At 34.5% G+C, this 25381-nt stretch carries 27 protein-coding genes and 1 other annotated feature; of the genes, 18 read left to right on the plus strand and 9 right to left on the minus strand.

Going from position 1 to position 25381, the window contains the following annotated elements; all coding sequences use genetic code 11:
• The first annotated feature begins 90 nt into the window (after nt 1–90).
• The 4 genes from rplK to rplL all read left to right on the plus strand — a co-directional run bounded on the left by rplK (nt 91) and on the right by rplL (nt 2458).
• Nucleotides 91–513: a 50S ribosomal protein L11 gene (gene rplK, locus CBF37_RS04115; RefSeq protein WP_125983458.1), complete on the plus strand. Its 423-nt coding sequence runs from the start codon at nt 91–93 to the stop codon at nt 511–513.
• Nucleotides 514–620: 107 nt separating this feature from the next.
• Nucleotides 621–1310, plus strand: a complete 690-nt coding sequence (rplA, locus tag CBF37_RS04120; RefSeq protein WP_125983459.1) for a 50S ribosomal protein L1 — start codon at nt 621–623, stop codon at nt 1308–1310.
• 52 nt (nt 1311–1362) lie between these two features.
• Nucleotides 1363–1486: a sequence feature (ribosomal protein L10 leader region), on the plus strand.
• 37 nt (nt 1487–1523) lie between these two features.
• Nucleotides 1524–2027: a 50S ribosomal protein L10 gene (gene rplJ / locus CBF37_RS04125; RefSeq protein ID WP_125983460.1), complete on the plus strand. Its 504-nt coding sequence runs from the start codon at nt 1524–1526 to the stop codon at nt 2025–2027.
• A gap of 62 nt (nt 2028–2089) precedes the next feature.
• Nucleotides 2090–2458: a 50S ribosomal protein L7/L12 gene (gene rplL / locus CBF37_RS04130; protein ID WP_125983461.1), complete on the plus strand. Its 369-nt coding sequence runs from the start codon at nt 2090–2092 to the stop codon at nt 2456–2458.
• A 35-nt stretch (nt 2459–2493) separates the two neighbouring features.
• On the opposite strand, the gene CBF37_RS04135 is transcribed toward rplL, so the two are convergent.
• Nucleotides 2494–3516: a PocR ligand-binding domain-containing protein gene (locus CBF37_RS04135; protein ID WP_125983556.1), complete on the minus strand. Its 1023-nt coding sequence runs from the start codon at nt 3514–3516 to the stop codon at nt 2494–2496.
• Between the two features lie 170 nt (nt 3517–3686).
• Here CBF37_RS04135 and CBF37_RS04140 point away from each other — a divergent pair, with 170 nt between their 5' ends.
• From CBF37_RS04140 to CBF37_RS04160, 5 genes are all read left to right on the plus strand, one after another.
• Nucleotides 3687–4826, plus strand: a complete 1140-nt coding sequence (locus CBF37_RS04140) for a glycerol dehydrogenase (protein ID WP_125983462.1) — start codon at nt 3687–3689, stop codon at nt 4824–4826.
• Between the two features lie 21 nt (nt 4827–4847).
• Complete coding sequence (gene dhaM, locus CBF37_RS04145; protein WP_125983463.1) at nt 4848–5246, plus strand: dihydroxyacetone kinase phosphoryl donor subunit DhaM; 399 nt, start codon at nt 4848–4850, stop codon at nt 5244–5246.
• Between the two features lie 2 nt (nt 5247–5248).
• Nucleotides 5249–6232: a dihydroxyacetone kinase subunit DhaK gene (dhaK, locus tag CBF37_RS04150; protein WP_125983464.1), complete on the plus strand. Its 984-nt coding sequence runs from the start codon at nt 5249–5251 to the stop codon at nt 6230–6232.
• 12 nt (nt 6233–6244) lie between these two features.
• Nucleotides 6245–6844, plus strand: a complete 600-nt coding sequence (gene dhaL, locus CBF37_RS04155; protein WP_125983465.1) for a dihydroxyacetone kinase subunit DhaL — start codon at nt 6245–6247, stop codon at nt 6842–6844.
• Between the two features lie 752 nt (nt 6845–7596).
• Nucleotides 7597–9066, plus strand: a complete 1470-nt coding sequence (locus CBF37_RS04160) for a nicotinate phosphoribosyltransferase (protein WP_125983466.1) — start codon at nt 7597–7599, stop codon at nt 9064–9066.
• Between the two features lie 12 nt (nt 9067–9078).
• On the opposite strand, the gene CBF37_RS04165 is transcribed toward CBF37_RS04160, so the two are convergent.
• Nucleotides 9079–10989, minus strand: a complete 1911-nt coding sequence (locus CBF37_RS04165) for a fructose-1,6-bisphosphatase (protein ID WP_125983467.1) — start codon at nt 10987–10989, stop codon at nt 9079–9081.
• A gap of 151 nt (nt 10990–11140) precedes the next feature.
• On the opposite strand from CBF37_RS04165, the gene CBF37_RS04170 reads away from it, so the two are divergent.
• From CBF37_RS04170 to manA, 4 genes are all read left to right on the plus strand, one after another.
• Nucleotides 11141–11863: an O-methyltransferase gene (locus CBF37_RS04170; protein ID WP_125983468.1), complete on the plus strand. Its 723-nt coding sequence runs from the start codon at nt 11141–11143 to the stop codon at nt 11861–11863.
• A gap of 136 nt (nt 11864–11999) precedes the next feature.
• Entirely contained in the window at nt 12000–13001 is a 1002-nt protein-coding gene (gene add / locus CBF37_RS04175; protein ID WP_125983469.1) for an adenosine deaminase, read from the plus strand.
• A gap of 111 nt (nt 13002–13112) precedes the next feature.
• Nucleotides 13113–14132, plus strand: a complete 1020-nt coding sequence (locus CBF37_RS04180) for a serine hydrolase domain-containing protein (RefSeq protein ID WP_125983470.1) — start codon at nt 13113–13115, stop codon at nt 14130–14132.
• A gap of 44 nt (nt 14133–14176) precedes the next feature.
• Nucleotides 14177–15142: a mannose-6-phosphate isomerase, class I gene (manA, locus tag CBF37_RS04185; protein WP_125983471.1), complete on the plus strand. Its 966-nt coding sequence runs from the start codon at nt 14177–14179 to the stop codon at nt 15140–15142.
• Nucleotides 15143–15180: 38 nt separating this feature from the next.
• Here the strand turns inward: manA and ald are convergent, their stop codons facing one another.
• From ald to CBF37_RS04215, 6 genes are all read right to left on the minus strand, one after another.
• Entirely contained in the window at nt 15181–16296 is a 1116-nt protein-coding gene (gene ald / locus CBF37_RS04190) for an alanine dehydrogenase (RefSeq protein ID WP_125983472.1), read from the minus strand.
• A 134-nt stretch (nt 16297–16430) separates the two neighbouring features.
• Nucleotides 16431–17096 carry a type 1 glutamine amidotransferase gene (locus CBF37_RS04195; RefSeq protein ID WP_125983473.1) on the minus strand — a complete coding sequence of 222 codons (666 nt, stop codon included), beginning with the start codon at nt 17094–17096 and terminating at the stop codon, nt 16431–16433.
• Nucleotides 17097–18440 carry a Mur ligase family protein gene (locus CBF37_RS04200; protein WP_125983474.1) on the minus strand — a complete coding sequence of 448 codons (1344 nt, stop codon included), beginning with the start codon at nt 18438–18440 and terminating at the stop codon, nt 17097–17099.
• Nucleotides 18441–18572: 132 nt separating this feature from the next.
• The gene (locus CBF37_RS04205) at nt 18573–19976 is read right to left on the minus strand and encodes a TrkH family potassium uptake protein (protein WP_125983475.1); all 1404 of its coding nucleotides are present in this window, start codon (nt 19974–19976) and stop codon (nt 18573–18575) included.
• Nucleotides 19977–20100: 124 nt separating this feature from the next.
• Nucleotides 20101–21543: a cardiolipin synthase gene (gene cls, locus CBF37_RS04210; RefSeq protein ID WP_125983476.1), complete on the minus strand. Its 1443-nt coding sequence runs from the start codon at nt 21541–21543 to the stop codon at nt 20101–20103.
• Nucleotides 21544–21622: 79 nt separating this feature from the next.
• The gene (locus tag CBF37_RS04215) at nt 21623–22021 is read right to left on the minus strand and encodes a ribonuclease HI family protein (protein WP_125983477.1); all 399 of its coding nucleotides are present in this window, start codon (nt 22019–22021) and stop codon (nt 21623–21625) included.
• An 82-nt stretch (nt 22022–22103) separates the two neighbouring features.
• Here CBF37_RS04215 and CBF37_RS04220 point away from each other — a divergent pair, with 82 nt between their 5' ends.
• Nucleotides 22104–22535 (plus strand): EbsA family protein, encoded by a 432-nt coding sequence (locus CBF37_RS04220; protein WP_125983478.1) that lies wholly within the window; start codon nt 22104–22106, stop codon nt 22533–22535.
• Nucleotides 22536–22598: 63 nt separating this feature from the next.
• On the opposite strand, the gene CBF37_RS04225 is transcribed toward CBF37_RS04220, so the two are convergent.
• Entirely contained in the window at nt 22599–22817 is a 219-nt protein-coding gene (locus CBF37_RS04225) for a cold-shock protein (protein ID WP_125983479.1), read from the minus strand.
• Nucleotides 22818–23014: 197 nt separating this feature from the next.
• Here CBF37_RS04225 and lspA point away from each other — a divergent pair, with 197 nt between their 5' ends.
• The 4 genes from lspA to CBF37_RS04245 all read left to right on the plus strand — a co-directional run bounded on the left by lspA (nt 23015) and on the right by CBF37_RS04245 (nt 25349).
• Nucleotides 23015–23464: a signal peptidase II gene (gene lspA, locus CBF37_RS04230; protein WP_125983480.1), complete on the plus strand. Its 450-nt coding sequence runs from the start codon at nt 23015–23017 to the stop codon at nt 23462–23464.
• A gap of 24 nt (nt 23465–23488) precedes the next feature.
• A complete protein-coding gene (gene cysK / locus CBF37_RS04235) occupies nt 23489–24409 on the plus strand; it encodes a cysteine synthase A (RefSeq protein WP_420824162.1) in 921 nt (306 codons plus the stop codon).
• 81 nt (nt 24410–24490) lie between these two features.
• Nucleotides 24491–24937 (plus strand): Fur family transcriptional regulator, encoded by a 447-nt coding sequence (locus tag CBF37_RS04240; protein WP_125983557.1) that lies wholly within the window; start codon nt 24491–24493, stop codon nt 24935–24937.
• Between the two features lie 190 nt (nt 24938–25127).
• Nucleotides 25128–25349: a hypothetical protein gene (locus tag CBF37_RS04245; RefSeq protein ID WP_125983482.1), complete on the plus strand. Its 222-nt coding sequence runs from the start codon at nt 25128–25130 to the stop codon at nt 25347–25349.
• Nucleotides 25350–25381 lie beyond the last annotated feature (32 nt).

Consider the following 25381-nt stretch of genomic DNA (forward strand, 5'->3'; position numbering starts at 1 on the left):
GACACGTGCTTCTTTTTTATAAAAAGAAGCGTGGGAGGAGAAATTTTCATCTCCATTAAACCACATCACGGACTCAAGGAGGTATGTCTCGTGGCAAAGAAAGTAGAAAAATTAGTTAAATTACAAATTCCTGCAGGAAAAGCAACTCCAGCTCCACCAGTAGGTCCAGCATTAGGTCAAGCGGGTATCAACATTATGGGATTCACTAAAGAATTCAATGCTCGTACTGCAGATCAAGCTGGTTTAATTATTCCAGTTGTAATCTCTGTATATGAAGACCGTTCATTTACATTTATTACAAAAACTCCACCAGCAGCTGTATTATTAAAGAAAGCAGCTAAAATCGAAAAAGGTTCTGGTGAGCCAAACTCTAAAAAAGTTGCAACTGTAACTAAAGATCAAGTAAAAGAAATTGCTGAATCTAAGATGCAAGACCTAAACGCAGCTGACGTTGAAGCAGCAATGCGCATGGTAGAAGGTACTGCACGAAGCATGGGTATCGTTGTAGAATAATATTCTCAATCAAACCTAGAAGTAGCTTCTCAGTCGATTTATATTGAAAGGTATAAATGCGTGGGAGGTTAAGCCGCTATAACCACAATCAAGGAGGAAACACAAAAATGGCTAAAAAGAGTAAAAAAATGCAAGACGCATTAAAAAAAGTAGATGTAACAAAAGAATACCCGGTAGCAGAAGCAGTAGCTTTAGCTAAAGAAACAAATTTTGCAAAATTTGACGCAACTGTTGAAGTTGCTTATAACTTAAATGTAGATCCTAAGAAAGCTGACCAACAAATTCGTGGTGCTGTTGTATTACCAAACGGTACTGGTAAAACTCAAACAGTTTTAGTTTTTGCTAAGGGCGAAAAAGCTAAAGAAGCTGAAGCTGCTGGAGCAGATTTCGTTGGCGATGCTGACATGGTTGACAAAATTAAAGGCGGATGGTTTGGATTTGATGTAGTTGTTGCGACTCCAGACATGATGGCTCAAGTTGGTCAATTAGGACGTGTCTTAGGTCCAAAAGGTTTAATGCCTAACCCTAAAACTGGCACTGTAACAATGGACGTTACTAAAGCTGTTGAAGAAGTTAAAGCTGGTAAAGTAACTTACCGTGTTGACAAACAAGGTATTATCCATGTGCCAATCGGAAAAGTATCTTTTGATGATGCTAAATTAGTTGAAAACTTTAACACAATTAACGATGTTATTTCTAAAGCTAAACCTGCTGCAACAAAAGGTCAATATATCACAAGCTTAACTGTTACAACTACTTTTGGACCTGGTATCAAAGTAGATAAATTTTCTTTCTAAGAATTAAAAAAATAATTTGACTTAGGTAACTAGCTATGGTATAGTTACCTAGGTTAAACTTAATAACTAGCCGAAGACAGTAGGTGACGAAAGTCTTAATTTCCTACCGAGGACCATATTGAATTTATCAATAGTCCCTCTATGTCAACGGTGGCATGGAGTTTTTTTTCGTAAAAAATTCCACCATCTATTAATTCAGGAGGTGAAAATATAATGAGTGAAGCATCAATCGCAAAAAAAGCTCAAGAAGTTGAAGTTGTTGCCGCTAAGTTAAAAGAAGCTGCATCAATCGTGGTGGTTGACTACCGTGGTTTAACAGTTGAAGAAGTAACAAGCTTACGTAAACAATTACGTGACTCAAACGTTGAGATGAAAGTTATCAAAAATGGTATCTTACGTCGTGCTGCTGAAGAAGCTGGTTTAGCTGGACTAAACGATACTTTCGTTGGACCAACTGCCGTAGCTATCAGTAATGATGATGTAGTTGCACCAGCAAAAATCATAAACGATTTTGCTAAAGATGCAGAAGCATTAGAAATTAAAGGTGGCGTGATCGAAGGAAATATTTCTTCAGTTGAAGAAATCGTTGCTTTGGCAAAACTACCAAACCGCGAAGGTTTACTTTCTATGTTACTATCTGTATTACAAGCGCCTGTACGCAACGTGGCTTATGCTGTCAACGCTGTTGCAGAAGCAAAAGAAGAAGACGTAGCTTAATCGCTGCCTAAAACAAATAAAATAAACAATAATCATGATGATTATTAACGGAGGAAAACATAATGGCATTAAACATTGAACAAATTATTGCTGATTTAAAAGAATCAACTATTTTAGAATTAAATGACTTAGTTAAAGCTATTGAAGAAGAATTTGGCGTTTCTGCAGCTGCTCCTGTAGCTGTTGCTGGTGGAGCTGCTGATGCAGGTGCTGCTGAACAAACTGAATTTACTGTAGAATTAACTGCAGCTGGAGAAAGCAAAGTTAAAGTTATTAAAGCTGTACGTGAAGCTACTGGTTTAGGATTGAAAGAAGCTAAAGCATTAGTTGATGGCGCTCCTGCACCATTAAAAGAAGGTATCTCTAAAGAAGAAGCAGAAGCACTAAAAGCTTCATTAGAAGAAGTTGGCGCTTCTATCACATTAAAATAATTCTTTTAAAAAATTTAGGACTAACTGTTTCTCAGTTAGTCCTTTTTTTGTTGTAATTGACGGTATTTTAAAGGGGTAAAACCGGTTTGTCGTTTAAATAATCGAACAAAGTAACTAACATCAGTATATCCTAAACGTTCACTTATAGTACCTATGGATAATGAACTATTGTCAAGTAAATCTTTTGCCCAATTTATCTTAAGACGTATATATACTGATTGAAATGATTCTCCAAACTCCTCTTTAAGTAAACGACTAAGGTGGCTTGAACTCAAATTTGTTAATTTTGCTAAATCTTTTAAAGAGACAATATCCGACTTATTAGTATAGATAAAATCAATTGCTGGTTGTAGCTGTTGGTTCTTTGCAGTAAATCCATCATCAGTAGAATTTATCTTTTGATCAATAATTGTAGCATCGATATCTTTCCTGATAGAAGATAAAGAATCGGTAGGTATTTTTTCATAATGTGTATTGTCAATTTTATTACTATTTATTAACTGTAAACTATGTTTGTAAGATTTAACTAAATAATCTTTTTTGATAGCTTCAGAAATCACGTATTCACTAATCATTTCTATCATGCGTGCATTTTTCTTTAATTCTTCTAGAGTAAGTTGAGGATAGTTATTATATGCTGTACTATGCTTTTTTTTAAATTCTTCAATTAGCGGATTATCTGGTAAATTTAGTATTTGTTCTAGTTTGTCATGACCATCTACTAATTTGATTTCACCAGCCATTATTGCACCAACATAGTTACCGTCAAGCATGATTGGAACAGCAAGGTCTATAATATCAAAATGACACCGATAAATAAATGGTTCACCAGTTCTGACAGCTTCCAAACCACCTCGTGCATCACACTTTTCACAAAGTTCAGCTAGTTTTGGTGTACTTCTAGCTAAATGACAAAATGGTTGAACTTTACTGTGACTAGTAACAGGTCGCCCTCTGTAATCTACTAAAATAATCGCAAGTTTAGTTGCAAGTGCAATCGATTCTTGTACTTTCTCCCATTTTTCAATGTCTAAAACACTTTCTAATTCATAAGTCATTCTCATAAATAGACCTCCTGCTAGCTTTTTTATTTTTTTACAATAATCAACAAAGTGATATATAACATAATAAGTCAATTTAATTTTAATAGAAAGTAGTCGAAAAAGCTAATGATTTCTTTGTGAAAACGTTTTATTATGGATATGTAAAGAAGAAAGGAAGAGATAACATGAGAAAAGCATTGATTTTACCAACAAAATATGTACAAGGCGAAGATGAACTGTTGAATTTAGGATATTTTATTACTACTTTTGGAAAATCTGCATTATTGATTGGTAATCCGTCAGATGTCGAACGAGTTCGCCCTCAATTGAATGAAACTGCTAAGAAATTTGATGTGAAATTTATAGAAGGCGGTTTCAGTGGTGAAGTGACAAGAGAAGAAACAAAACGATTGCAAGATATTGCTAAAAAAGAGCAAACAGATTGTGTTATTGGTTTAGGTGGTGGGAAAGCAATTGATGCTTCTAAAGTGGTTGCTGAAGGTGAAAATTTAATTGTTGTACCTACGATTGCAGCACAAGATGCTCCGACATCACATTCTGCAGTATTGTATCATGCGGATGGTTCATTTGATGATTACGCTTATTTTAAACAAAGTCCCAGTGTTGTCCTAGTTGATACTAAAGTTGTTGCAAAGGCACCAACACGATTCTTAGTTGCTGGTATGGGTGATGCGATGTCAACTTATTTTGAGGCACGTGCAACACATAACTCATATTCACGTGTTAATGCTAGTTTACCGATGGGATCACGTGAAGGATTAACACCAAATGCAAGTGGTACTTATGCTGCATTAGAAATGGCACATTTATGTTGGAAATACTTACAAGAAGACGGATTACAAGCAAAAATTGCATGTGATGCTAACTTAGTAACTGAAGCATTTAATAAAATCATCGAAACAAATATCCTATTATCAGGTCTTGGTTTTGAAAGTGGTGGTTTAGCTGCTGCACATGCCATCCATAATGGAATGACAGTGTTAGAAGGCGCTCATGGCGCGTTACATGGGGAGAAAGTGGCTTTTGCGACTATTGCTCAACTAGTATTGGAAGACGCAGATACTTGTGAGTTGGAAGCTGTGTTAGCATTTTGTGCATCAGTAGGTCTACCGATGACATTGTCAGATTTAGGAGTGGATTCTATTTCTTATGAAGAGGCACTTGCTGTTTCTAAAATTGCATGTATTGCTGAAGAATCAATTCATTCTATGCCATTCCCAATCGTAGAGGAAGAAGTGGCAAATGCAATTATTGTAGCTGATAAAATTGGTGCTGATTACAAGGAGCGGAATAAGATAAAATAGTTTAAATTAGGAGAGAACTGTATGCATAAAAAAATAGTTTTATTGTCACATAGTAAACTTATTACAGATGGACTAAAAGAAATGATAGATCAAATGAATCAATCAGAACAGGTCGAAGTCTTGTCACTAGGTGGTACATCAACGGGTGAGCTTGGTTCAGATCCAATGCAGCTAATTGACGCAATTAACTCTTCTTCTGAGTCTGATGCATTCTTAGTTTTTGCTGATTTGGGTAGTGCAGTTATGAGTGCTGAAATGGCAAAAGATATGATTGAAGAATCACAGCAGGCACGTTATTATCTTGTGGATGCTCCACTAGTGGAAGGTGCATTTGCTGCAGCAATTACCGCAAGTGTTACAGACGATATTGATAAAATAATTAGCGAAGCCAAAATATCCGGTAAAAAAGGATGGTCTTAATAATGAAAAAAATATTGAATGATCCTAGTCAAATTATTGAAGAAATGCTAGAAGGTATGGTAAAAAGCTATGCATCATTGATTCATCGTGTGGATGATTCAAGAGTTATCGCTAAAAATCAAATTAATAAACAAGTGGGTTTGGTTTCTGGTGGTGGTAGTGGCCATGAGCCAGCACATGCAGGTTTTGTTGGCAATGGTATGTTGAGTGCTGCAGTTTTAGGAGATGTTTTCACATCGCCAACACCAGATCAAATTCTAACGGGGATTAACGCGGCAGATGAAGGAGAAGGAGTTCTCCTAATAGTCAAAAATTATACAGGTGATATCTTAAATTTTGAAATGGCAAAAGACATGGCTGATATGGATGATATAAAAGTAGAAATTGTGGTTGTTGATGATGATGTTGCAGTTGAAGACAGTACATATACAGCAGGTAGACGTGGTGTTGCAGGAACAATATTGGTGCATAAAATTTTGGGTTATTATGCAGCTCAGGGGAAATCACTGAATGAATTAAAAGAAATTGGTGAAAATTTAGTTAAGCAAATAAAAACAATTGGTATTGCATTGAGAGCTGCAACAGTACCAGAAGTTGGAAAACCAGGATTTGATCTTCCAGAAGATGAAATTGAGTATGGAGTCGGTATTCATGGTGAACCAGGATATCATAGAGAAAAAATTCAACCTTCGGCAGTGCTTGCACAACATATGGTTGAAAAATTATTAGCTAATTATCATAGTCGTCCGGAAAGAATAGGTATCTTAGTTAATGGCATGGGTGGTACACCGTTGATGGAACAATTTGTTTACATGAATGATGTTCAAAAAATTATGTCAGACCAAGGAATAACTGTTGAATTTTATAAAGTTGGTAATTATATGACATCACTTGATATGGAAGGGTTATCATTGACAATAATTAATTTAACAGATAGCAATTGGCTAGATGCTCTTAATAGTGAAGTTAAAACTATTTCATGGTAAGGAGAATTTTTAATGAATTTAGAAGCAAAAGATATTCAAAATTGGTTGAATGAGTTTACAGAAAAAATAGATGAAAATAAAGCTTATTTGAGTGACTTAGATACTCCTATTGGTGATGGTGATCATGGAAATAATATGGCAAGGGGAATGAAAGCCTATCAGGAAGATATAGAAAAGAAAAAGCCTGAAACAATCACTGATACGTTTAGAGTTATATCAATGGCGTTAATTTCAAAAGTTGGTGGTGCATCTGGACCGTTGTATGGATCTGCTTTTATGTCTATGACTAAAGCGACTAAAGATGTTGAAGTTATTACATCTTCTAAGCAATTAGGTGAGATTATTACTGAAGGTTTAAAGGGGATTCAAGCGCGTGGGAAAGCGGAGTTAGGTGATAAGACAATGGTTGATGTTTGGTTACCAGTTGCGAGTGCATTAATGACTGATACCTTAACTAAACAAGTTGTTGAAGATGCAAAAAGTAGTACTAAAGACATGGTAGCCAAAAAAGGTCGTGCATCTTACCTTGGTGAGCGTGCGATTGGACATATTGATCCTGGTGCAGCTTCTAGCGCATTGTTATTTGATGCACTGATTAACCAATTCAACTAAATTTAAAAATACTAGTCATTAAGAATAAGGCCGATTCAGACAGAATCGGTCTTATTTCTATTAAGTAAAAAAATGAAATGATAGTAGTGATATAAAAAAATTAAGATAGTACATATAATGCTTGATACGTAGCACCTAGATAATTACTAATAAGAGATGTTGAATAACCAGATAAAAATAATCACATAAATAATGATAGGAAATACTTGATTCATTGATAGCTAATAGTAGATAACTATAATTTGTAATTAGAGAACTTTTAAAAATAGAGTCAATAGTTTTACTAAACTGATAGCGCTAGACACGTCTTGAAACACACGTCTAAAAGTAGTGACTGAAACAAGTTTACCTCTTAGCTGACTTCCGATTTCTAACCTAGATTATCTAATATGACATCAGATATAATTGCGGCATAATTTGTAAAAAAGAGTAAATTATTAGTGAAAAATAAAGAGAGTACAAAAGTAGCAATGAATTTATTGGTTAAAACGTGGCTTCTATTACGTGAAACAGTGTACTAATGATTATTGTATTAAAATCATCTGATTTTGATACAGTGCTAAGTTTAAATTCAACCACTGTTATCATTGTGCTGATTAACAGATCTAACAAAAATGATAAGACTTGGTCAACTCTCCTTAGAATCATATTAAAAAAACAAACAAATCTAAAAAACTATGATGAAAAAGTTGAGAATATTGTAAAAGACACGTAAAATAGTAACTATAAGAAAAATGAAGGTTGGAGAAATTATGACTAAAACGTATAAAGATGATAGTCTAGCTTTACATACAGATTTTTACCAATTAAATATGATGAAAACATACTGGGAACTTGGACAAGATCAAACAAATTCAGTATTTGAGTGTTATTTTCGTAAAATGCCTTTTAAACACGGATATGTAATATACGCAGGTCTAGAAAGAGTTATTGACTATTTAGATAATCTAATATTTACTGATAGCGATATAGATTATCTTAGAGAAGCTACGGATTATCCTGAAAATTTTTTAACTTATTTAAAAAATTTTAAGTTTTCTTGTACAGTCCGTTCCGCATTAGAAGGAGAAATGGTTTTTGCTGATGAGCCTATCCTACAAGTTGAGGGTCCTTTGGTACAATGTCAATTGGTAGAGACGGCACTTTTGAATATTATCAATTACCAGACATTAATTGCAACCAAAGCGGCTAGAATACGAGCGGTTTGTGAAGACGATGCTTTGATGGAATTCGGAACGAGGCGTGCACAAGAAATGGATGCTGCTATCTGGGGTACTCGTGCCGCCTACATTGGTGGATTTGATGCGACGAGCAACGTTCGTGCAGGCAAATTATTTGGGATTCCAGTTTCTGGAACTCATGCACATAGTCTTATACAAGCTTATCGAGATGATTACGAAGGTTTCATGGCATACGCAAAAACACATAAGAACTGTGTCTTTCTAGTTGATACATATGATACATTAAAGTCTGGTGTTCCAAATGCTATTCGTGTAGCCAATGAGATGGGTGATAGAATTAATTTTGTTGGTGTTCGTATTGATAGTGGTGACATGGCTTATATTTCGAAAAAAGTGCGTAAACAATTGGATGAAGCAGGGTATACTGATGCAAAAATTTTTGCATCGAATGACTTAGACGAATCAACAATTTTAAATTTAAAAATGCAGCGTGCTAAAATCGATGTATGGGGTGTAGGAACTAAATTGATAACAGCGTATGACCAACCAGCATTAGGAGCTGTCTATAAATTAGTTTCTATCGAAGATGACAATGGAAATATGGTGGATACAATTAAATTATCCAGTAACGCTGAAAAAGTATCGACACCGGGAAAAAAACAAGTCTGGCGAATTACCGGAAAAAAAGACGGTAAATCTGAAGGTGATTACGTGACTCTTTGGGAAGAAGATCCTAGAAGCGAAAAAGAGCTGTATATGTTTCATCCGGTACATACATTTATTAATAAAACAGTAACTGATTTTGATGCGCGTCCAATTTTGCAAGATATTTATCTTAAAGGAAATCGTGTTTATAACTCACCAAGTATTGAAGAGATAAAAACACGTGCAACAAAAAATCAAGAATCTCTTTGGGAAGAATATAAACGGAATTTGAATCCTCAGAAATATCCAGTTGATTTGTCAACGAAATGCTGGCAGCACAAAATGGCAACAATCGAAGAAATAAAAACATCAGTTAAAAAAAGGCTTATCTTTTAAGGATAAGCCTTTTTATTGTTTTACATAGATTAATAGTTGTTCTAAGTCCCGCATCTCTTCTTGTAATTGTCTGCCGACTGTTGTATCTTTTACTTTCTTTCTTGAGAGTGGTTTATCAACAACTCGACGTAAAGAAATAATATCATCATGATTTGTTAAAATATCATCTATCGATGAAAAAGACTTATGAGCAACTAATTGCATACCATATGAATTATAAAGCAGTGTATAACCTGCTAATCCCGTCGTTTTTTGATAGGGTTTGGAGAATCCGCCGTCAATGACCAGCATTTTTCCATCAGCTTTAATTGGGTTTTCTCCCTTTACTTCTTTGACCGGCGTGTGACCATTGATTAAATGACTGTCGTGACTAGACAAGCCAAATTCTTGAAGGATGTTATGAATAATTTCAGGTCGTTCACGTAAAACGTAATATGAGTTTTTTGGTTCTTCATGGGTTGCTTTATCAGCAATAAAATAGCGCTCAAATGTGGTCATTTCTTTTTTTCCAAAAAGTGACGAACATTCGCCCGACCATAAATACCAAATCAAGTCAGTGTCAAAATCATTGATAACTTCAGGCTGCTTATAAGCATTTCTAAGAGATATTTCAAATAAATCAAGTAACTCTTTTCCATAATAATGTTTACCATTAAGCGGAAAAGACATGAAGGACCCATCTTCGTTTAAGGGAACACAACCATGAATGAGTAAGTTTTCATTATAGACTAAATACATGCGACCCTTCTCATAGAGAAAATCAATGTGCCGTTTTAATTTTTCTGAATTGATGAAATTTGTCAACAATCGATTGATGACATCCATTTCTTCATCTGTTAGTTCTTGTGGGTTATCTGGATTAACTGTAGTGAAACAAGTGTTTTCCAGAGGATATAGCTGTCCTTTGATCTGAACTTCTTCAGTATCAAAATTCGTTGCACTTAATAATTTACGATGTTCCATCTTAAATTCAGGACGTCGTTCTACTAAACGTTCTTCGAGTTTAAATTGAAGAATAGCTGCTGCTTGATGAATTTTTGTTGTTTCTAATAACTCTTCACAACTACATTCATCTTCTTCGCTTAACTTAGGTCTAAAAGCTGAGTTATCATCGTAATATTTTTCAGCATACGTTAAAAGAGGACGTAAATTAATTCCATAGATATCTTCAATGATATTAAGGTTATTATAGCGTGCTGAAATACGAATAGTATTCATCATACAAATGGGTGATCCGGCAGCAGCACCCATCCAAATAATGTCGTGATTTCCCCATTGAATATCCACTGAATGATGTTTAATTAATTTTTCAATAATTTTATCAGGAGCAGGCCCACGATCATAAATATCGCCGACTACATGCAAATGATCTACCACTAATTTTTGAATAGCAAAACTAAGATCACAGATAATAGCATCAGCTTGTCCCAAGTCAATAATTGTTTGAATGACTTGGTTGTAGTAGTCTTCTTTATCTTTTGAACTTTCACTTTGGTACAAAAGTTCTTGGATAATATAAGAAAATCTTTCAGGAATAGCTTTACGAAGCTTTGAACGTGTGTATTTTGAGGCAGAAAAATGAGTTAACTTGACTAATTGATCAAGTTTAACTTTATACCACTCATCTGTATGTGTTGATTTTTCAAGAGATTCAATTGGATAGTAGACAAGTGTTGCCAGTTCAGCTTGTTCTTGTTTGGTTAAGTCATTTTTAAAAATATCATGAATTTTGGTTTTTATATTTCCTGAACCATTGCGCAAAATATGCTGAAAGGCATGATACTCTCCATGAATGTCGCTAACAAAGTGTTCTGTTCCTTTTGGTAAGTTTAAAATCGCTTTCAAATTAATGATTTCGCTTACAATATCACTCGTAGTAGGATATTGTTTGCGCAGTAATTCGTAATACTTATCCTTTTTCATATTACAACTATACCTCTTTCATTTATTTATGTACAATATAAATAATACAACATGTTTTACGAATATACCAATTTTTTATTTAAAAAGTTTGAATAACAAATCAAAAATTTGTATAATCGACTAGGAGAATGAGAAAGGAAGAAAGAAAATAATGAGAAATGAAATGATGCATCGACCTGTTATTCAGGAAGATGTTTTAAATTTAATAAGACATCGACAACCCGGAATGAAAGGCAAACTTGGTAAATTACAAGAGGAAGCAACTACAGCCGGTGTACCGATTATTCCGAATGAGACAGCATCTTTTTTAAGTTTTTTTATTAAACAGATAAAAGCAAAACAAATTTTAGAAATAGGGACAGCTGTTGGCTTCTCTGGAAGTCTGATGGCTTTAGCTATGGAAGATGGCGGTACAGTGGACACAATTGATCGTTTTGATGTGATGATAAAAAAAGCCAAACATAATTTTTCTGAACTAGGTGTTGCTGATCGGGTTACCTTATTAGAAGGTGATGCGAAAGATATTTTGCCAACATTGACAGGACCGTATGACTTTATCTTTATGGACAGTGCGAAGTCAAAATATATTGAATTTTTACCAGAATGTCTTCGTTTGCTTAGAAAAGATGGAGTTCTCATGATTGACGATGTTTTTCAAGCTGGGACAGTTATGCATAAGCGTGAAGACATACCTCGTGGACAGCGAACCATTCATCGAAAACTCAATTTATTATATGATACAGTTTTGCAGCATCCCGATTTGACCGTAACTATTTTACCATTAGGCGATGGTGTTTTAATGATCAGTAAAGATCTGGACTCAATTGAATTAACTATTGATTTAGAAAGCGGCTTAAAATCAGATCAAAAATAATCACGAGTATAGACATATCTGTTTAATAATAGGTGTGTCTATTTTTTATAGTTGTTTCTTAGACAGCGCAGTGTTATACTAATTAAAATTATTAACGGTTACATTTACTTTTATTCAAAAGAAAGAGGAGTCGGATATGAATATCAATCAAATCAGAGAGTTGCCCAAAGTAGAATTGCATTGTCATTTGGATGGATCTGTTAGTCGTGAATTATTGATTCAATTAGCTGAAAAAGATTCTATCACTTCTTTTGATCCGGATAAAATCAGTGCTGGAACCTCTGTCGAGAGTTTGAAAGATTACTTAGATTGTTTTGATATGATTTTGCCTTTGTTACAATCTTCAGAAAATATTAAAGCAGCAGCGAAAGATGTGATTAGACAAGCTGCTGAAGAAAATGTTGCTTATATCGAGATACGTGTTGCCCCACTGCTTCATCAGCAGAACGGCTTGAAAATAGATGAGGTAGTCAAAGCAGTTATCTCAGGTGTGGCAGAAGCAGAAAAAGAGTATGGCTGTTTTGCTAATCTATTGATTATTGGAATGAGACACCATGAACATGCAGAGCATGTGCGTTTGGCTGAGTATCTTTCTGATAATCAAAATAGTACAATCGTCGGTTTTGATTTTGCAGGTGATGAAGCAGCATATTCAACTGAGATGATTTCAGAAAGTATTGCATTTGTGACAACGGCCACTGGATTAAAACTGACACTTCATGCAGGTGAATGTGGCTGTTATCAAAACGTGATTGATGCAGTTAAATCGGGTGCAAAAAGAATTGGGCATGGTATCGCCATTAAAGATAGCGAGGAGGCAATGACTATTTGTGCCGAAGAAGGTATCCTTTTGGAAATGTGTCCAACCAGCAACATTCAAACAAAAGCAATTCAATCAATAAATGAGTTCCCCTTACGTCTTTTTTTAGAAAAATCGGTACCTTTTATGATTAGTACGGATAATCGTACAGTGTCGAATACGACTCTCTCAGATGAATACTTATTGTTGTCAGAGGCATTCAAGCTGACTAGTCAAGAAATGGGTAAAATTAATCGGGATGCGATAATGTATTCATTTGCAGATGAAGAAACAAAGAAAGTTGTACTAGAAAAGATTGCATCTGCATATCAAGAATAGCCAATTCATATAAATACTTGGTGGATTTTCTGGCCAAGTATTTTTTGACGTTTTTCAATTTTTGGATTTATACTAAAAATATTATTACCTTAAAAACAAAAGGAGGTTATTATGTATTCAGAATTGCAGTCAAAAATAAAATTATACTGCGAATTAGGTGTTTTTCCGGGAGCATCGTATGCTTTTATAAAAAACAATAAAATTGAAAAGTATTATGTTGGAGCAAAACAATTGGTTCCCGTTATCGAACAAATTTCGCCTGGTATTTTATATGACATGGCATCGTTAACTAAAGTAATATGTACAAATACCGTTATTTTACATCTCTGGGAACAAGGAAAAGTAGCTTTAGATACACCTATAACGACGTATTTACCAGAGTGGCATGATACATACGTTACGTTGCGTCATTTGTTAACTCATACGTCAAGTATTAATCCATTTATATTAAATCGCAATCAACTAGATCAACAAGAATTAAAAGCAGCACTTTTATCATTAAAACCAGGAATGGATATCGGTAGGAAAGTGACTTATACAGATACTGGGACTATTTTGATAGGCTTTATAATTGAACATTTCTATCAAAAATCTGTTCAAAAGGTCTTTGAAGATAATGTCTTATCGCCATTAGGTATGACACGTAGTACATTTCATCCTAATAATTTAAAAGATGTGGCACCAACTGAATATTCACAAAAACGAGGTTTGATTCAAGGTGTTGTTCACGATCCAAAAGCTAGTGTATTAAAGGAGCATTGCGGTAGTGCAGGATTATTTAGTACTCTTGATGACACTACCTTATTCGCACAGATGATGCTACAGCAAGGATGTGCTGTAAATGGTACACAAATACTTCAAAAAGCAACTGTAGATGCACTGTTTGACGATTGGACACTGGGTAAATTTGGTAAGAGGTCGCTGGGATGGGACTTACTACAAGCTAATGATGGTCACTGGATGTTGTATCATACGGGCTATACTGGAACATGGCTAATTATTGATGTCGTTATGCAGGAAGCTTTTGTATTTTTATCAAATCGTGTTCACCCTCGAGATAATCGTGATGAGTATCTGAAACGTCGAGATGAATTGATTGGTCTATACAATAAATTAAAGACGCAAGAATAAAAGCGTGATATACTTAATATATCAGAAAACTAAGAGGTGACAGTATGAAAGAACCATTATTTTTAAAACCTGTTTTTCAAGAAAAGATTTGGGGCGGCAGAAAATTAGAAACGGAATTTCATTATCAAATACCCGGTGGACCAATTGGAGAGTGTTGGGCTATTAGCGCCCATCCTCATGGCGTATGCACTGTATTAAATGGAGAATTCAAAGGCGAGCGTCTTGATACATTGTGGAACGAACAAAAACAGCTTTTCGGTTTCCCGAGTGAACCAGTTTTTCCTTTGTTAACCAAAATTCTTGATGCAGAAGAAGATTTATCTGTTCAAGTTCATCCGGATGATGATTATGGAAAAACACATGAAGGTGAATTAGGTAAAACAGAGTGTTGGTACATTATTGATGCGGAACCAGGAGCAGAAATTATTTATGGTCATCACGCACAAACAAAAGAACAATTAGCAGAGATGATTGAGGCTGGAGAATGGGATGGTTTACTACGTCGGATACCAGTGAAACGTGGTGACTTCTATTTTGTCCCAAGCGGAACAATCCATGCTATCGGTAAAGGTATCATGATTTTAGAAACACAGCAAAGTAGTGATACAACGTACCGTGTCTATGATTATGACCGAAAAGATGATGCAGGAAATACTAGAGAACTACATATCCAGCAATCATTAGACGTGACGACAGTACCTAACATTGTTCCTGACTTAGCAGTCAATCAACTTAATATTATGAATTCAAGTATTACTAAATATATTGAATCAGATTATTTTAATGTCTCTGAATGGGATGTGAGTGGTGTTCTATTATTAAAACAAACTGCACCTTATACATTAGTCAGTGTTATCGACGGTTTCGGCTACCTTTATATTGAGAACGATGAAAGTCCTTATGAACTAACTAAAGGGATGCATTTTATTTTGCCAAATGATGTATTATCATGGCGAATTGAAGGTGATTTAACTATCATCGCTTCAGAACCTGGTTTAAAAAATAGATAAAAAAACTGATAGGAGAAAACCTCCTATCAGTTTTTGTTTTATTCTAAAATGGAATCAATCGGTGTATACTCTCTGTCTTGATCATCAGCAACTTCTTTTATAGTTAAATGACCAGTATAAGTATTAATACCTTTTTTAAGTGCTGGATTGTCTGTTACTGCTTTGACAAAACCTTTGTCAGCCAGTTGTGTAATGTACGGCAATGTGTTATTAGTTAAAGCTAAAGTTGCAGTACGAGGGACAGCACCTGGCATGTTAGCGACAGCATAGTGTACAACCCCATGTTTAATATAAACAGGATCTTCCAATGTAGTTACTTTATCAGTTGTTGCGAAGATACCGCCTTGATCGATAGCAATATCAACTAGTACAGAACCAGGTTTCATTTGTTTAATCATATTTTCAGTTACTAAAGTCGGAGCTTTATGACCAGGGATTAAAACTGATCCGATAACCAAATCAGCCATTTTAACTGATTCTTCAATATTATAAGCATTTGACATGACAGTTTCGATACGATCACCGAATATGGATTCTAGTTGGGCCAAACGTGCCTGGTTAACATCTAGTATACGTACATTTGCACCTAAACCGATGGCAACTTTAGCAGCATTCATTCCGGCATTACCACCACCGATAATTACTACGTTTCCTTTAGGAACACCTGGAACAGATGTTAATAGAATCCCAGAACCACCATTTGTTTTTTGTAAAAAGAAAGCTCCTGATTGTGGCGCCATACGACCAGCAATTTCGGACATTGGTGTTAGAAGAGGTAGGCTTCTATCTGGTAATTGGACTGATTCATACGCAATGGAATTTACTTTATTTTCAATTAAAGCATCTGTTAATTCTGTTTGAGGAGCTAAATGTAAATACGTGAATAAAATTAGACCATCATGAAAATAATCATACTCTTCGGCTAATGGTTCTTTAACTTTTAAAACCATATCAACATCCCAAGCTTCTTTTGCTGATGAAACGATAATAGCACCTTGTGCCCGATAATCGTCATCAGTGTAGCCTGAACCGGTACCCGCATTTGTTTCCACAACAACCGTGTGTTTGCGATTGACTAGTTCACCAGCAAATGGAGGTGTTAATGACACGCGATCTTCATTTTTTTTAATTTCTTTTGGTATTCCGATTTTCATTTCCTCACGCCTTTTCTTTTAATTAGTTAAATACAAATATAGTATAACATAGGACTATTAATTAAAGTGTCTTTTTTGTGGAAACTGCTCGTTTATTTAGTTAATTCGAAAAGAAAAAAGACACTATAAAGCAACTAGTGTCTTTTATTGTGATAAGTAATAATAAAGTCTAAAATACGATTGGCCAAGTTCTCATTACGTGCTAAAAGTGGTCCGTGAAAATAGGAACCGAAAACATTTTTATAACGGACACCTTCAGTATTATCTTGATTGTTGTTCCCATTGCCTTTTTTTACAATTCCTAATGGTCTTTCACCGTCACCCAAAAATGTCATGCCATTATGATTTTCAAAACCATAATATGTTTCATCAAATTCTTCACTATAAATTTCAATATCTCCAATAAATCGATTATTGTCTTGGCTTAACGTGTAGTGAGGAAGTGCATGAATACCATGGATTTTCTCGCCGTTTGCGCCGATATAGTAGTCGCCTAGTAACTGAAACCCACCGCAAATTGCTAACATAACACCATCTTGATTAATAAATGCTGTTAGGTCATCCTTTTTTTTCTGGATATCATTTGAAACAATTAATTGTTCATAATCTTGGCCGCCGCCGAAGAAGACAAAATCATATTTGTCACGGTCAAAAGGTTCATAAATACTGACAATATCAATTGTCAGATTAATTCCGCGTTTTTTAGCTAAATAATTTAGAACCAATAAATTACCATTGTCTCCGTAAGTATTCAATAAATTGCCATATAAATGGCAAACGGTTAAATTAAGTTCAGTCATCTAGTTGGCCTCCTTAATAATGCCCTGTTGAATAAGTTCTTTCCGTAATCCTAAAACGGCGGTGTAAGTTGCTAGAATATAAACATGGTCTGTTTTGAAATCATTAATTTTTTTGACGACATCCTGTAGTGAAGCTGCTTCCTGGATGTGATCCTCCGGAATACCAGCAACCTTGAGACGTAATGTCATATCTTTGACACGTTCGCCACCAGAAATGACTTCAGGTATATCTAATTCGGCTAACTCTTCTATTTGGCTGTCCCAGATCCAGCTGACATCAATTCCATCAGCATAATTAGCATTTAATAAAGCGACAAGTGAAAAATCATATGGTGCGAGTTTCATGGTTTCAATCACTTGATTTAGACCAACTGGGTTTTTAACCAATACCAATGTACATTTTTTACCATTTATTGAAATAACTTCTTGACGTCCAAAAACTTTTTCATCATAGGAAAGACCTTTGCGTATAGCTTCAGTCGATACGTTATAGTGTGTGGCAACTGCAGTTGCAGCTAGAGCATTATAAATATTGTATAGTCCGCCAACTTCTATCCCGTAATTATTGCCTTCAATCTCAAAGGAGGCTGAAGTATTTGTAATCTCATGTAATTTTGTTAAAGAAACGTCTAATTCAGGACGTGTAAAATCACAGTTAGGGCAATAGTATTTACCTAAATTACTGTAAGTTATCATTTTATAATGTAGAATATGTTGACAATGTGGGCAGAGAACACCATCTGTATTGTAGTGAGCCATTTGTTCTTGATCAGGTTCATGATCAAAGCCATAGTATTTCCGTGGATTAACAGTTTCTACAGAATTAAATATCGGCAGATCGCCATTCATTAAGATTGTGGCCTTTGGAGCTTTTGCAGCACCATCAACAATCAGTTTATATGTTGTATAAATTTCACCGTATCGGTCCATTTGGTCACGAAAAATATTTGTAAATAAAAATAATTCGGGTGTTATAAAAGCTGTAACTTTACTTAAACTAGCTTCATCAATTTCTAAAACAGCGTAGTTTTTACCGTGTTTATTTTTTTTACCAGAAAGAAAAGTCGACACAATACCTTGTAGCATATTTGCACCAGTAGTATTTGTTAAAACTTCACCAAATTCTTGTTTTAAAATATTGACAGTCAAAGCAGTAGTTAATGTTTTGCCGTTTGTTCCTGTTACTACAATAACTTTATAGTCTTTTGCCAAAGAGTCCAAGATATTTGGATCAATTGCAAGAGCTATTTTACCAGGTAAACTGCTGCCGCCTTTGTAGAAAGTTTTTAAAAACCATAACGATGATTTTCCGGCAAGGGATGCCAGACCACTGCGAATACTCAATTCAATTCCCCCTAAGCGTTAATAACTCACTTATCATAACATATTCTTAAAAAAATGGTCATGAAAATATTTGTAATTAAAAATAAATTTAAAAAACGACAGCTTTAAAAAGTTGATGACAGACTTGATAATTTAACCGATAATTATTTGTTCAGTAGGGAATAAGTAACCTTTATCTTGTCTTTCTTTGGGAACAAAAATCATTAGGGTATAAAGCATACCAATACGACCGATAAACATCAGGGTAGCAATTATAATCTTTCCGATAAATGTTAAATCTCCTGTGATACCTAAAGATAGACCAGTCGTTCCAAAAGCTGAAGCAACTTCAACAATGATGGAAATCAGCGAATGTTCCTCTGTTATTGCCAAAATCATTGTAGCAAAAAAGCACATAGCAAGCGATAAATTGAAGACAATTACTGCCTTTTGAATATCATATTTTTCTATCCGGCGGCTGAAGATCGTAACATTTTCTTTCCCTTTAATGAATGAAATCATGTAAAGACCTAGAATAGCTATAGTAGTTGTTCGCACACCACCACCAACTGAACTGGGACTGCAGCCTATGAACATCAGCATAGAGAAAAGGAGCAGTGTTGGTGTTTGAAATTGATACAGATCATTTAATTGTAACCCTGCATTTCTAGTTGTTGCTGAATAAAAGAGTGAATCAGTAATTTTTTGAATTAACGGCATATCATTAAAAAGGTGATGACGTTCTATAAGGAAGATTAAAATACCACCAGAAATAAAAAGAATCATGTACATCATGATGGCTAATTTACTAAATAGTGAAAAGCGAAATGGGTATTTACGTTTGTGGCGTTTTGAAATGACCCACTCTTTGACTTCCATAATGACTGGAAAACCGATACCACCAATCATGATGAGGCAAATAAGCAAAAAAATAAACAAATAATCATTTGCATAAGGTGTTGCAGAGACCCCAGTTACATCAAATCCAGAATTGGTCACTGCAGAAATAGATTGATAAAATCCATTAAAAATAGCATCTTTGACGGTTGCATGTATACCACTGAAATAAAAACGTGTAGCAAAAATAATTCCAAAGATTATTTGAATTAAAAAAAGTGTACGCACCGTACTTTTAATTAAACGCACACTGCCACTCAAACGAGGTTGGTTCATATCGGTCATTATTAATTGTCGCTGTCTCAAGGATATTTTCCGGCGTGACATAATAAAAAAAAATGTTGAGAACATCATAATGCCAAGTCCACCAACTTGGAACATCATTTCCAACAAAATAATTCCACGATTGTTATAGACCTCATGGATATTAAATGTGCTTAAGCCGGTGACACTTACGGTACTTACTGCCATAAATAAAGTATCAAAAATAGACACATTGGCACCATTTTTTTTAAAAAAGGGAAGGCTTAAAAGTAAAAAAGCAATGATTGTCATAATCGCATAATAAGAAAAAATAATTTGAATTGTTGAAAAATGTGTGTTTATAAATCGATTACCTGATCGTCTTAGTTTAAAAAGTGATAAATTAAATTTTGGCATACTAACCCCATCCTATTTATAATTTAATCTAGGTTATATATATTATATCAAATTGAATATCGTCATGATACTACAAAAAAACAGGTGCCTTAAACACCTGTTTGAGTGATACGGTATCAATATATTACATAATTGGAGAGACTAAACGTGACACTTTTTGTTTAAATTTAATCCATAGCGACATATTATTAAATGTTTCCATTTTCCACTGCTCAGATTTTTTTAAATCATTTTCATAAGCGGTAGTTAATTCTTGATTTAATTTTGTTGAAAAAGCAACAGCACTAGCTTCAAAATTAAGTTTGTAACTTCGAATATCTTGGTTGGCAGAACCGACAACACAGACATCATGATCCATAATTAAGACTTTGGAATGGAGGAAACCATTTTTATAGCTATAAATATCAATCCCTTCTTTAATGAGTGCTTCAGCGTAAAATTGTGTGACCCTGAAGATAAAAGGATGGTCGGGTTTGTCAGGTACCATAATCCGAACATCAATACCAGATCGTTTAGCAATTTTTAATGCATCAATAACTGAATCATCTGGAATCAAGTAAGGTGTCTGAATCCATACTCTTTTTTTTGCTGAATTAATTAGTTTAATAAAAGTTAGTTTAATCTGTTGTTTGTTCTCATCTGGACCACTGGCAATTAATTGCATGTCATTACCTTCAACAAGATCAAGTGCTTGATAAGTGAAAAAGAGATTTTTAGTTAGTGTAATGCGTCGCTGTTTTGTCACAGAGACATTCCAGGATAAAAGAAACTCATATTGCAGTAGTGAGCAGATTGGACCAACTAGGCGAACATGTGTATCACGCCAGTAGCCAAATTTCTTTGTTGTTCCTGCGTATTGGTCAGCGACATTGAAACCACCAATATAGCCAATTTGTCCATCAATAATGACTAATTTATGGTGATCGTGATAATTTGCTCTAAAGTGTTTCAATGATCTTTGGGAAGTAATAAAAATCTCGACTTTTCCTCCTGCCTCGATCAAGGGTTCAAATTTTTTAGGATCGACACCCTTTGATCCTAGTGCATCATAAAGCAGGTGGACACGAACTCCTTCACGAGCTTTTTCGATTAAAATATTTAAAATCGACATACCAAGAGTATCAGTGACAAACGCATAATATTCGATATTAATCGTATCTTGTGCACGTCTTAAATCGTTTTTCAGTGCATCAAACTTTTGTTTACCGTCACTGTATAAAGTATAAGAATTGTGATGGGTTAAAGGTGTGCCGCTAATATTTTGCAGAAATTCAGCTAATTCCTGATTTTCAGGATTAGATGCTTGAGTACTATATAAGTCAGCGGGACTAGTACGTGGTAGGTCAAGTTGCTCAAACTCTAATTTCATTTGTTTATTCACTTCGTGGAAGACTTCACCTTTTAATCCGTACCCGAAGAAAATGTACAATAAGAAACCGACAACAGGCACCATAATAAAACAAAGTAACCAAGCCCAAGTAACTGATGTTTCTTTAGAACGGAAAAAGACTAAATAAAAAGCAAAAATAAAGTTGAGTAAGTAAATAGTAAAAATTAAAATAGCCAATTGGTACCCCCCATTAAAAATGTCATCGGTTAATTATATCAAAAAATATCTTATATTACATAATAAAAAAACAAAAAAATTACCCTAATCGTTTTCGGAGAGCTTGTTTTGCTAGCTGATCAGCACCTAAATTTTCCTTTTCAGGGATCCATTGAATGAAATAAAGATCAAATTGTAGTAACAACTCTTGAATTTGTTTGAAGACCGATTTAAAATCAGCATGCTGTACATGATGCTTTTCTACTGATTGTACAACGATTTTACTATCAGAGTATAAATACAATGTTTGGTTGTTCATTTTTTGGGTAACACAATAATTTAAAGCATATTCCAACATTTTGAATTCAGCTAAATGATTGTTTGGTGCATCGATATCAACTTTAATCTGTGTTTGGGTACCATTAGAGATAATAACCATTCCACCAGCACTGATTTTTTTTTTCGGATGAGTGGCAGCATCAATATAAATTTTTAGCATATATCCTCCAAATAATTATTTTTAATTTACCATAGATGTGTTAGTATTAGGTCATTGTAGAAAGAAGGTTACGGAGGTCAATATGAACAAGAGTAAAATACATATGTTCAGATACCAGCCGGAATTAGCAGATACTGTTATCTACTGGTCTTTAACAGGTGTTTTTTTGTTTTTAAGTATTATCGGCTTGTTAGAACATCAAGGCGCGATCAATTTTTTTAGTATTGCAACGTTTGTTGTATTTTTAGCAGCAACTTTTTTAGGAACGAGGCGTAAGATGATTTTAACGGACTCACAATTAAAAATCATGGCAATCTTAAAAAAAAATTCATATCTAATTGATCTATCGGAAGTACAAATAATTTTTATTGGAAAAATGGGTATTACAATAGAAATTGACCAGGTGAAATATATCTATGTCATGCTGCCACCGTCTAAGAAAAAATTTATTCAATGTATCGAAACACAACCTGATTTTACAGGTAAGTTACTTGGTGTGGATACAAATAAATAAAAATTACAAAAATAAAAAAACCTCTTAACTGACATATGTGTCAACGTTGAGAGGTTTTTGCTATTAAGGCTTGGGTACATCAGCAATAACTTTTACGTTAGATGCTTGAAGCCCGCGTGCACCTTCTTTAATTGTGAATTCTACAGTTTGACCTTCAAACAATGTTTTAAACCCGTCTTGATCAATGGCAGTAAAATGAACAAATACCTCATCATCATCGTCAAATAGGATAAAGCCGTACCCTTTTTTTACATCAAACCATTTAACAGTACCTGTTTTCATTTGCAACTCCTCCATATTCAAGAGATTTAACACACTTTCATTATAAGTCTAAAAAAAAGGAACGTCAAACTTATAATTAAGTTAATTAATGGAATTAATTCAGAGCATATATTTTGTCTATATTATGATATATTATATACTATGGATATCTATCAAAAAGATTTCCCTATCATAAAAGATACTAATAGGGGGCAGTTATGCTGATTTATGGTTTAGTTATTATCACGGCAATTATAGTGGATCAATTGGTAAAGTGGTGGACAGTGGCTAATATCCCAATGTACGAAACGTTTGGACATAATCCTATTCTTTCATTGACTTATATTCAGAACCGCGGTGGAGCTTGGAGTATTTTTGACGGTCATATGTGGGTGTTAGTGTTAATCACAATTGTAGCTTTAGTTGTTTTTCCCACAATTTTATATAAGAATCGACACGAAAGTAAGTGGCTGACAATTGGGTTAAGCTTAATTATTGGTGGTGCACTTGGTAACTTTATTGATCGAATTCGTTTAGGGTATGTGGTGGATATGTTTCAAACAGAGTTTATACATTTTCCTATTTTTAATGTTGCAGATGTTGCATTAAATATTGGTGTAATTTGTATGTTTGTTTATATTTTATTTATTGAAGGTAAAAAAAATTAAAAATAATAATCAGAAGGGTTGTTAATTAGTATGAAAAAATTAGATAGCATTATACATTTGATTGGAAATACACCATTAGTCAAAGTAAAAAATTCAGATAAGTCAGTTGGAGAAGTTTTTGCAAAACTTGAGTACTTTAATCCAGGAGGTAGTGTTAAAGATCGGATTGCTTTAGCAATGATTGAGCAAGCAGAAAAAGATGGGTACTTAAAGGAGGGTGATACAATCGTTGAGCCAACAAGCGGAAATACTGGAATTGGTTTAGCTATGGTTGGTGCTGCCAAAGGTTATCCTGTTATTATTGTGATGCCTGACACAATGAGTAAAGAACGTCAATTATTAATGAAGGGTTATGGAGCAGAGCTGATCTTAACACCGGGAGCTGAAGGCATGAAATCAGCAATCGCTAAAGCTAGCGAAATTGCAGAACAAGATGGCTATTTTATGCCACTTCAGTTTTCAAATGTAGCAAATCCAAAAATTCATGAAGAAACAACGGGACCAGAGATTTTAGCGGCATTCCCTGATGAAAAGATTGATGCATTTGTTGCTGGTGTCGGGACTGGTGGCACACTGACTGGCGTGACACGAGCTATTAAGAAAAAGTACCCTGATGCAAAAATTTATGCAGTTGAACCAGATGAATCAAAAATTTTACGAGGTGGTGCTCATGCTCCACATAAAATTCAAGGTATTGGTGCAGGATTTATTCCAGATGTATTAGATCAATCGTTGATTGATAGTGTCGTATCTGTAACAAGTGAAGAAGCAATCAATATGGCTCGAAGTATTGCACAAACTGATGGTATTATGTCTGGTATTTCGGGTGGTGCAGCTTTATTTGCAGCCCAAAAAGTGGCAACAGAATTAGGTGCTGGAGCTACTGTCGTTACGGTTATTCCTGATAACGGGGAACGCTATTTATCTGTAGGAATCTATGAATAAGATTATACTAGTTTATAATCTTGCTATTTAGTGAATTAAATAGTAAAATGAACTCATTAATATGAGATGAGGGTGATGAGTATGTCAAATCCGACCGTTGCAGAAGTCGTTGAACAAATGAAACAATCGGATATTCGGATTACTCCACAGCGATATGCAATACTTGAGTATTTAGTCGAAAGTAAATCCCATCCGACAGCTGATGAAATTTACAAGGAGTTAGAACATCGTTTTCCAAATATGAGTGTTGCAACAGTTTATAATAATTTGAGGTTGTTTACTGATATTGGTTTTGTTACCGAAATGGCTTTTGGTGATGCGTCAAGCCGTTTTGACTTTACGTCAACAAAGCATTATCATGCGGTATGTCGGTCATGTGGTAAAGTCGTCGATGTGTTTTATCCAGGACTTGAAGACGTTGAATCCGCAACGGAACAATTAACTGGATTTAAAATTGATGAACATCGTTTAGAATTGTATGGTACTTGTCCAGAGTGTCAAGCTAAAGAATTAGAGCAGAAAAAATAAAAAAACAGCGATAAACAATGTCGCTGTTTTTTATTTTTTTGAAATGATTAGAGATTCCACATATCTTATCTATATTTTAGTCGTTTAAGGTTATTAATTCACAGGAAATTAGCTTATTATGATATAAGTGTTTATTCTTTAAAAAACCTTATATATCTGTTAAGATAACATTATTATAGGAGGGGTAAGAATGGATATTTCAGATTCTGGATATGTAGGGTTGAGTATACTCGTTGTAATTTGGTCTATTATTACAGGTATTCAAGCAATATTATCTTATGGTACAGCTTATCGTTACACAAAACGTGGTGGCGACAATGGTGTGGCGTTATTTGGTTGGTTTATCGTCTTTCAACTTGCAAGCTACATCCCATTTTTAGGATACTATTTCTGGAAAAAGTCAAAAAAATAGCTAGTAAAAAAACCTTACTCAATATTTTGAGT

Origin of the sequence: Vagococcus vulneris (assembly GCF_003950515.1) — a bacterium.
In the GTDB taxonomy this organism is placed as follows: Bacteria; Bacillota; Bacilli; order Lactobacillales; family Vagococcaceae; genus Vagococcus; species Vagococcus vulneris.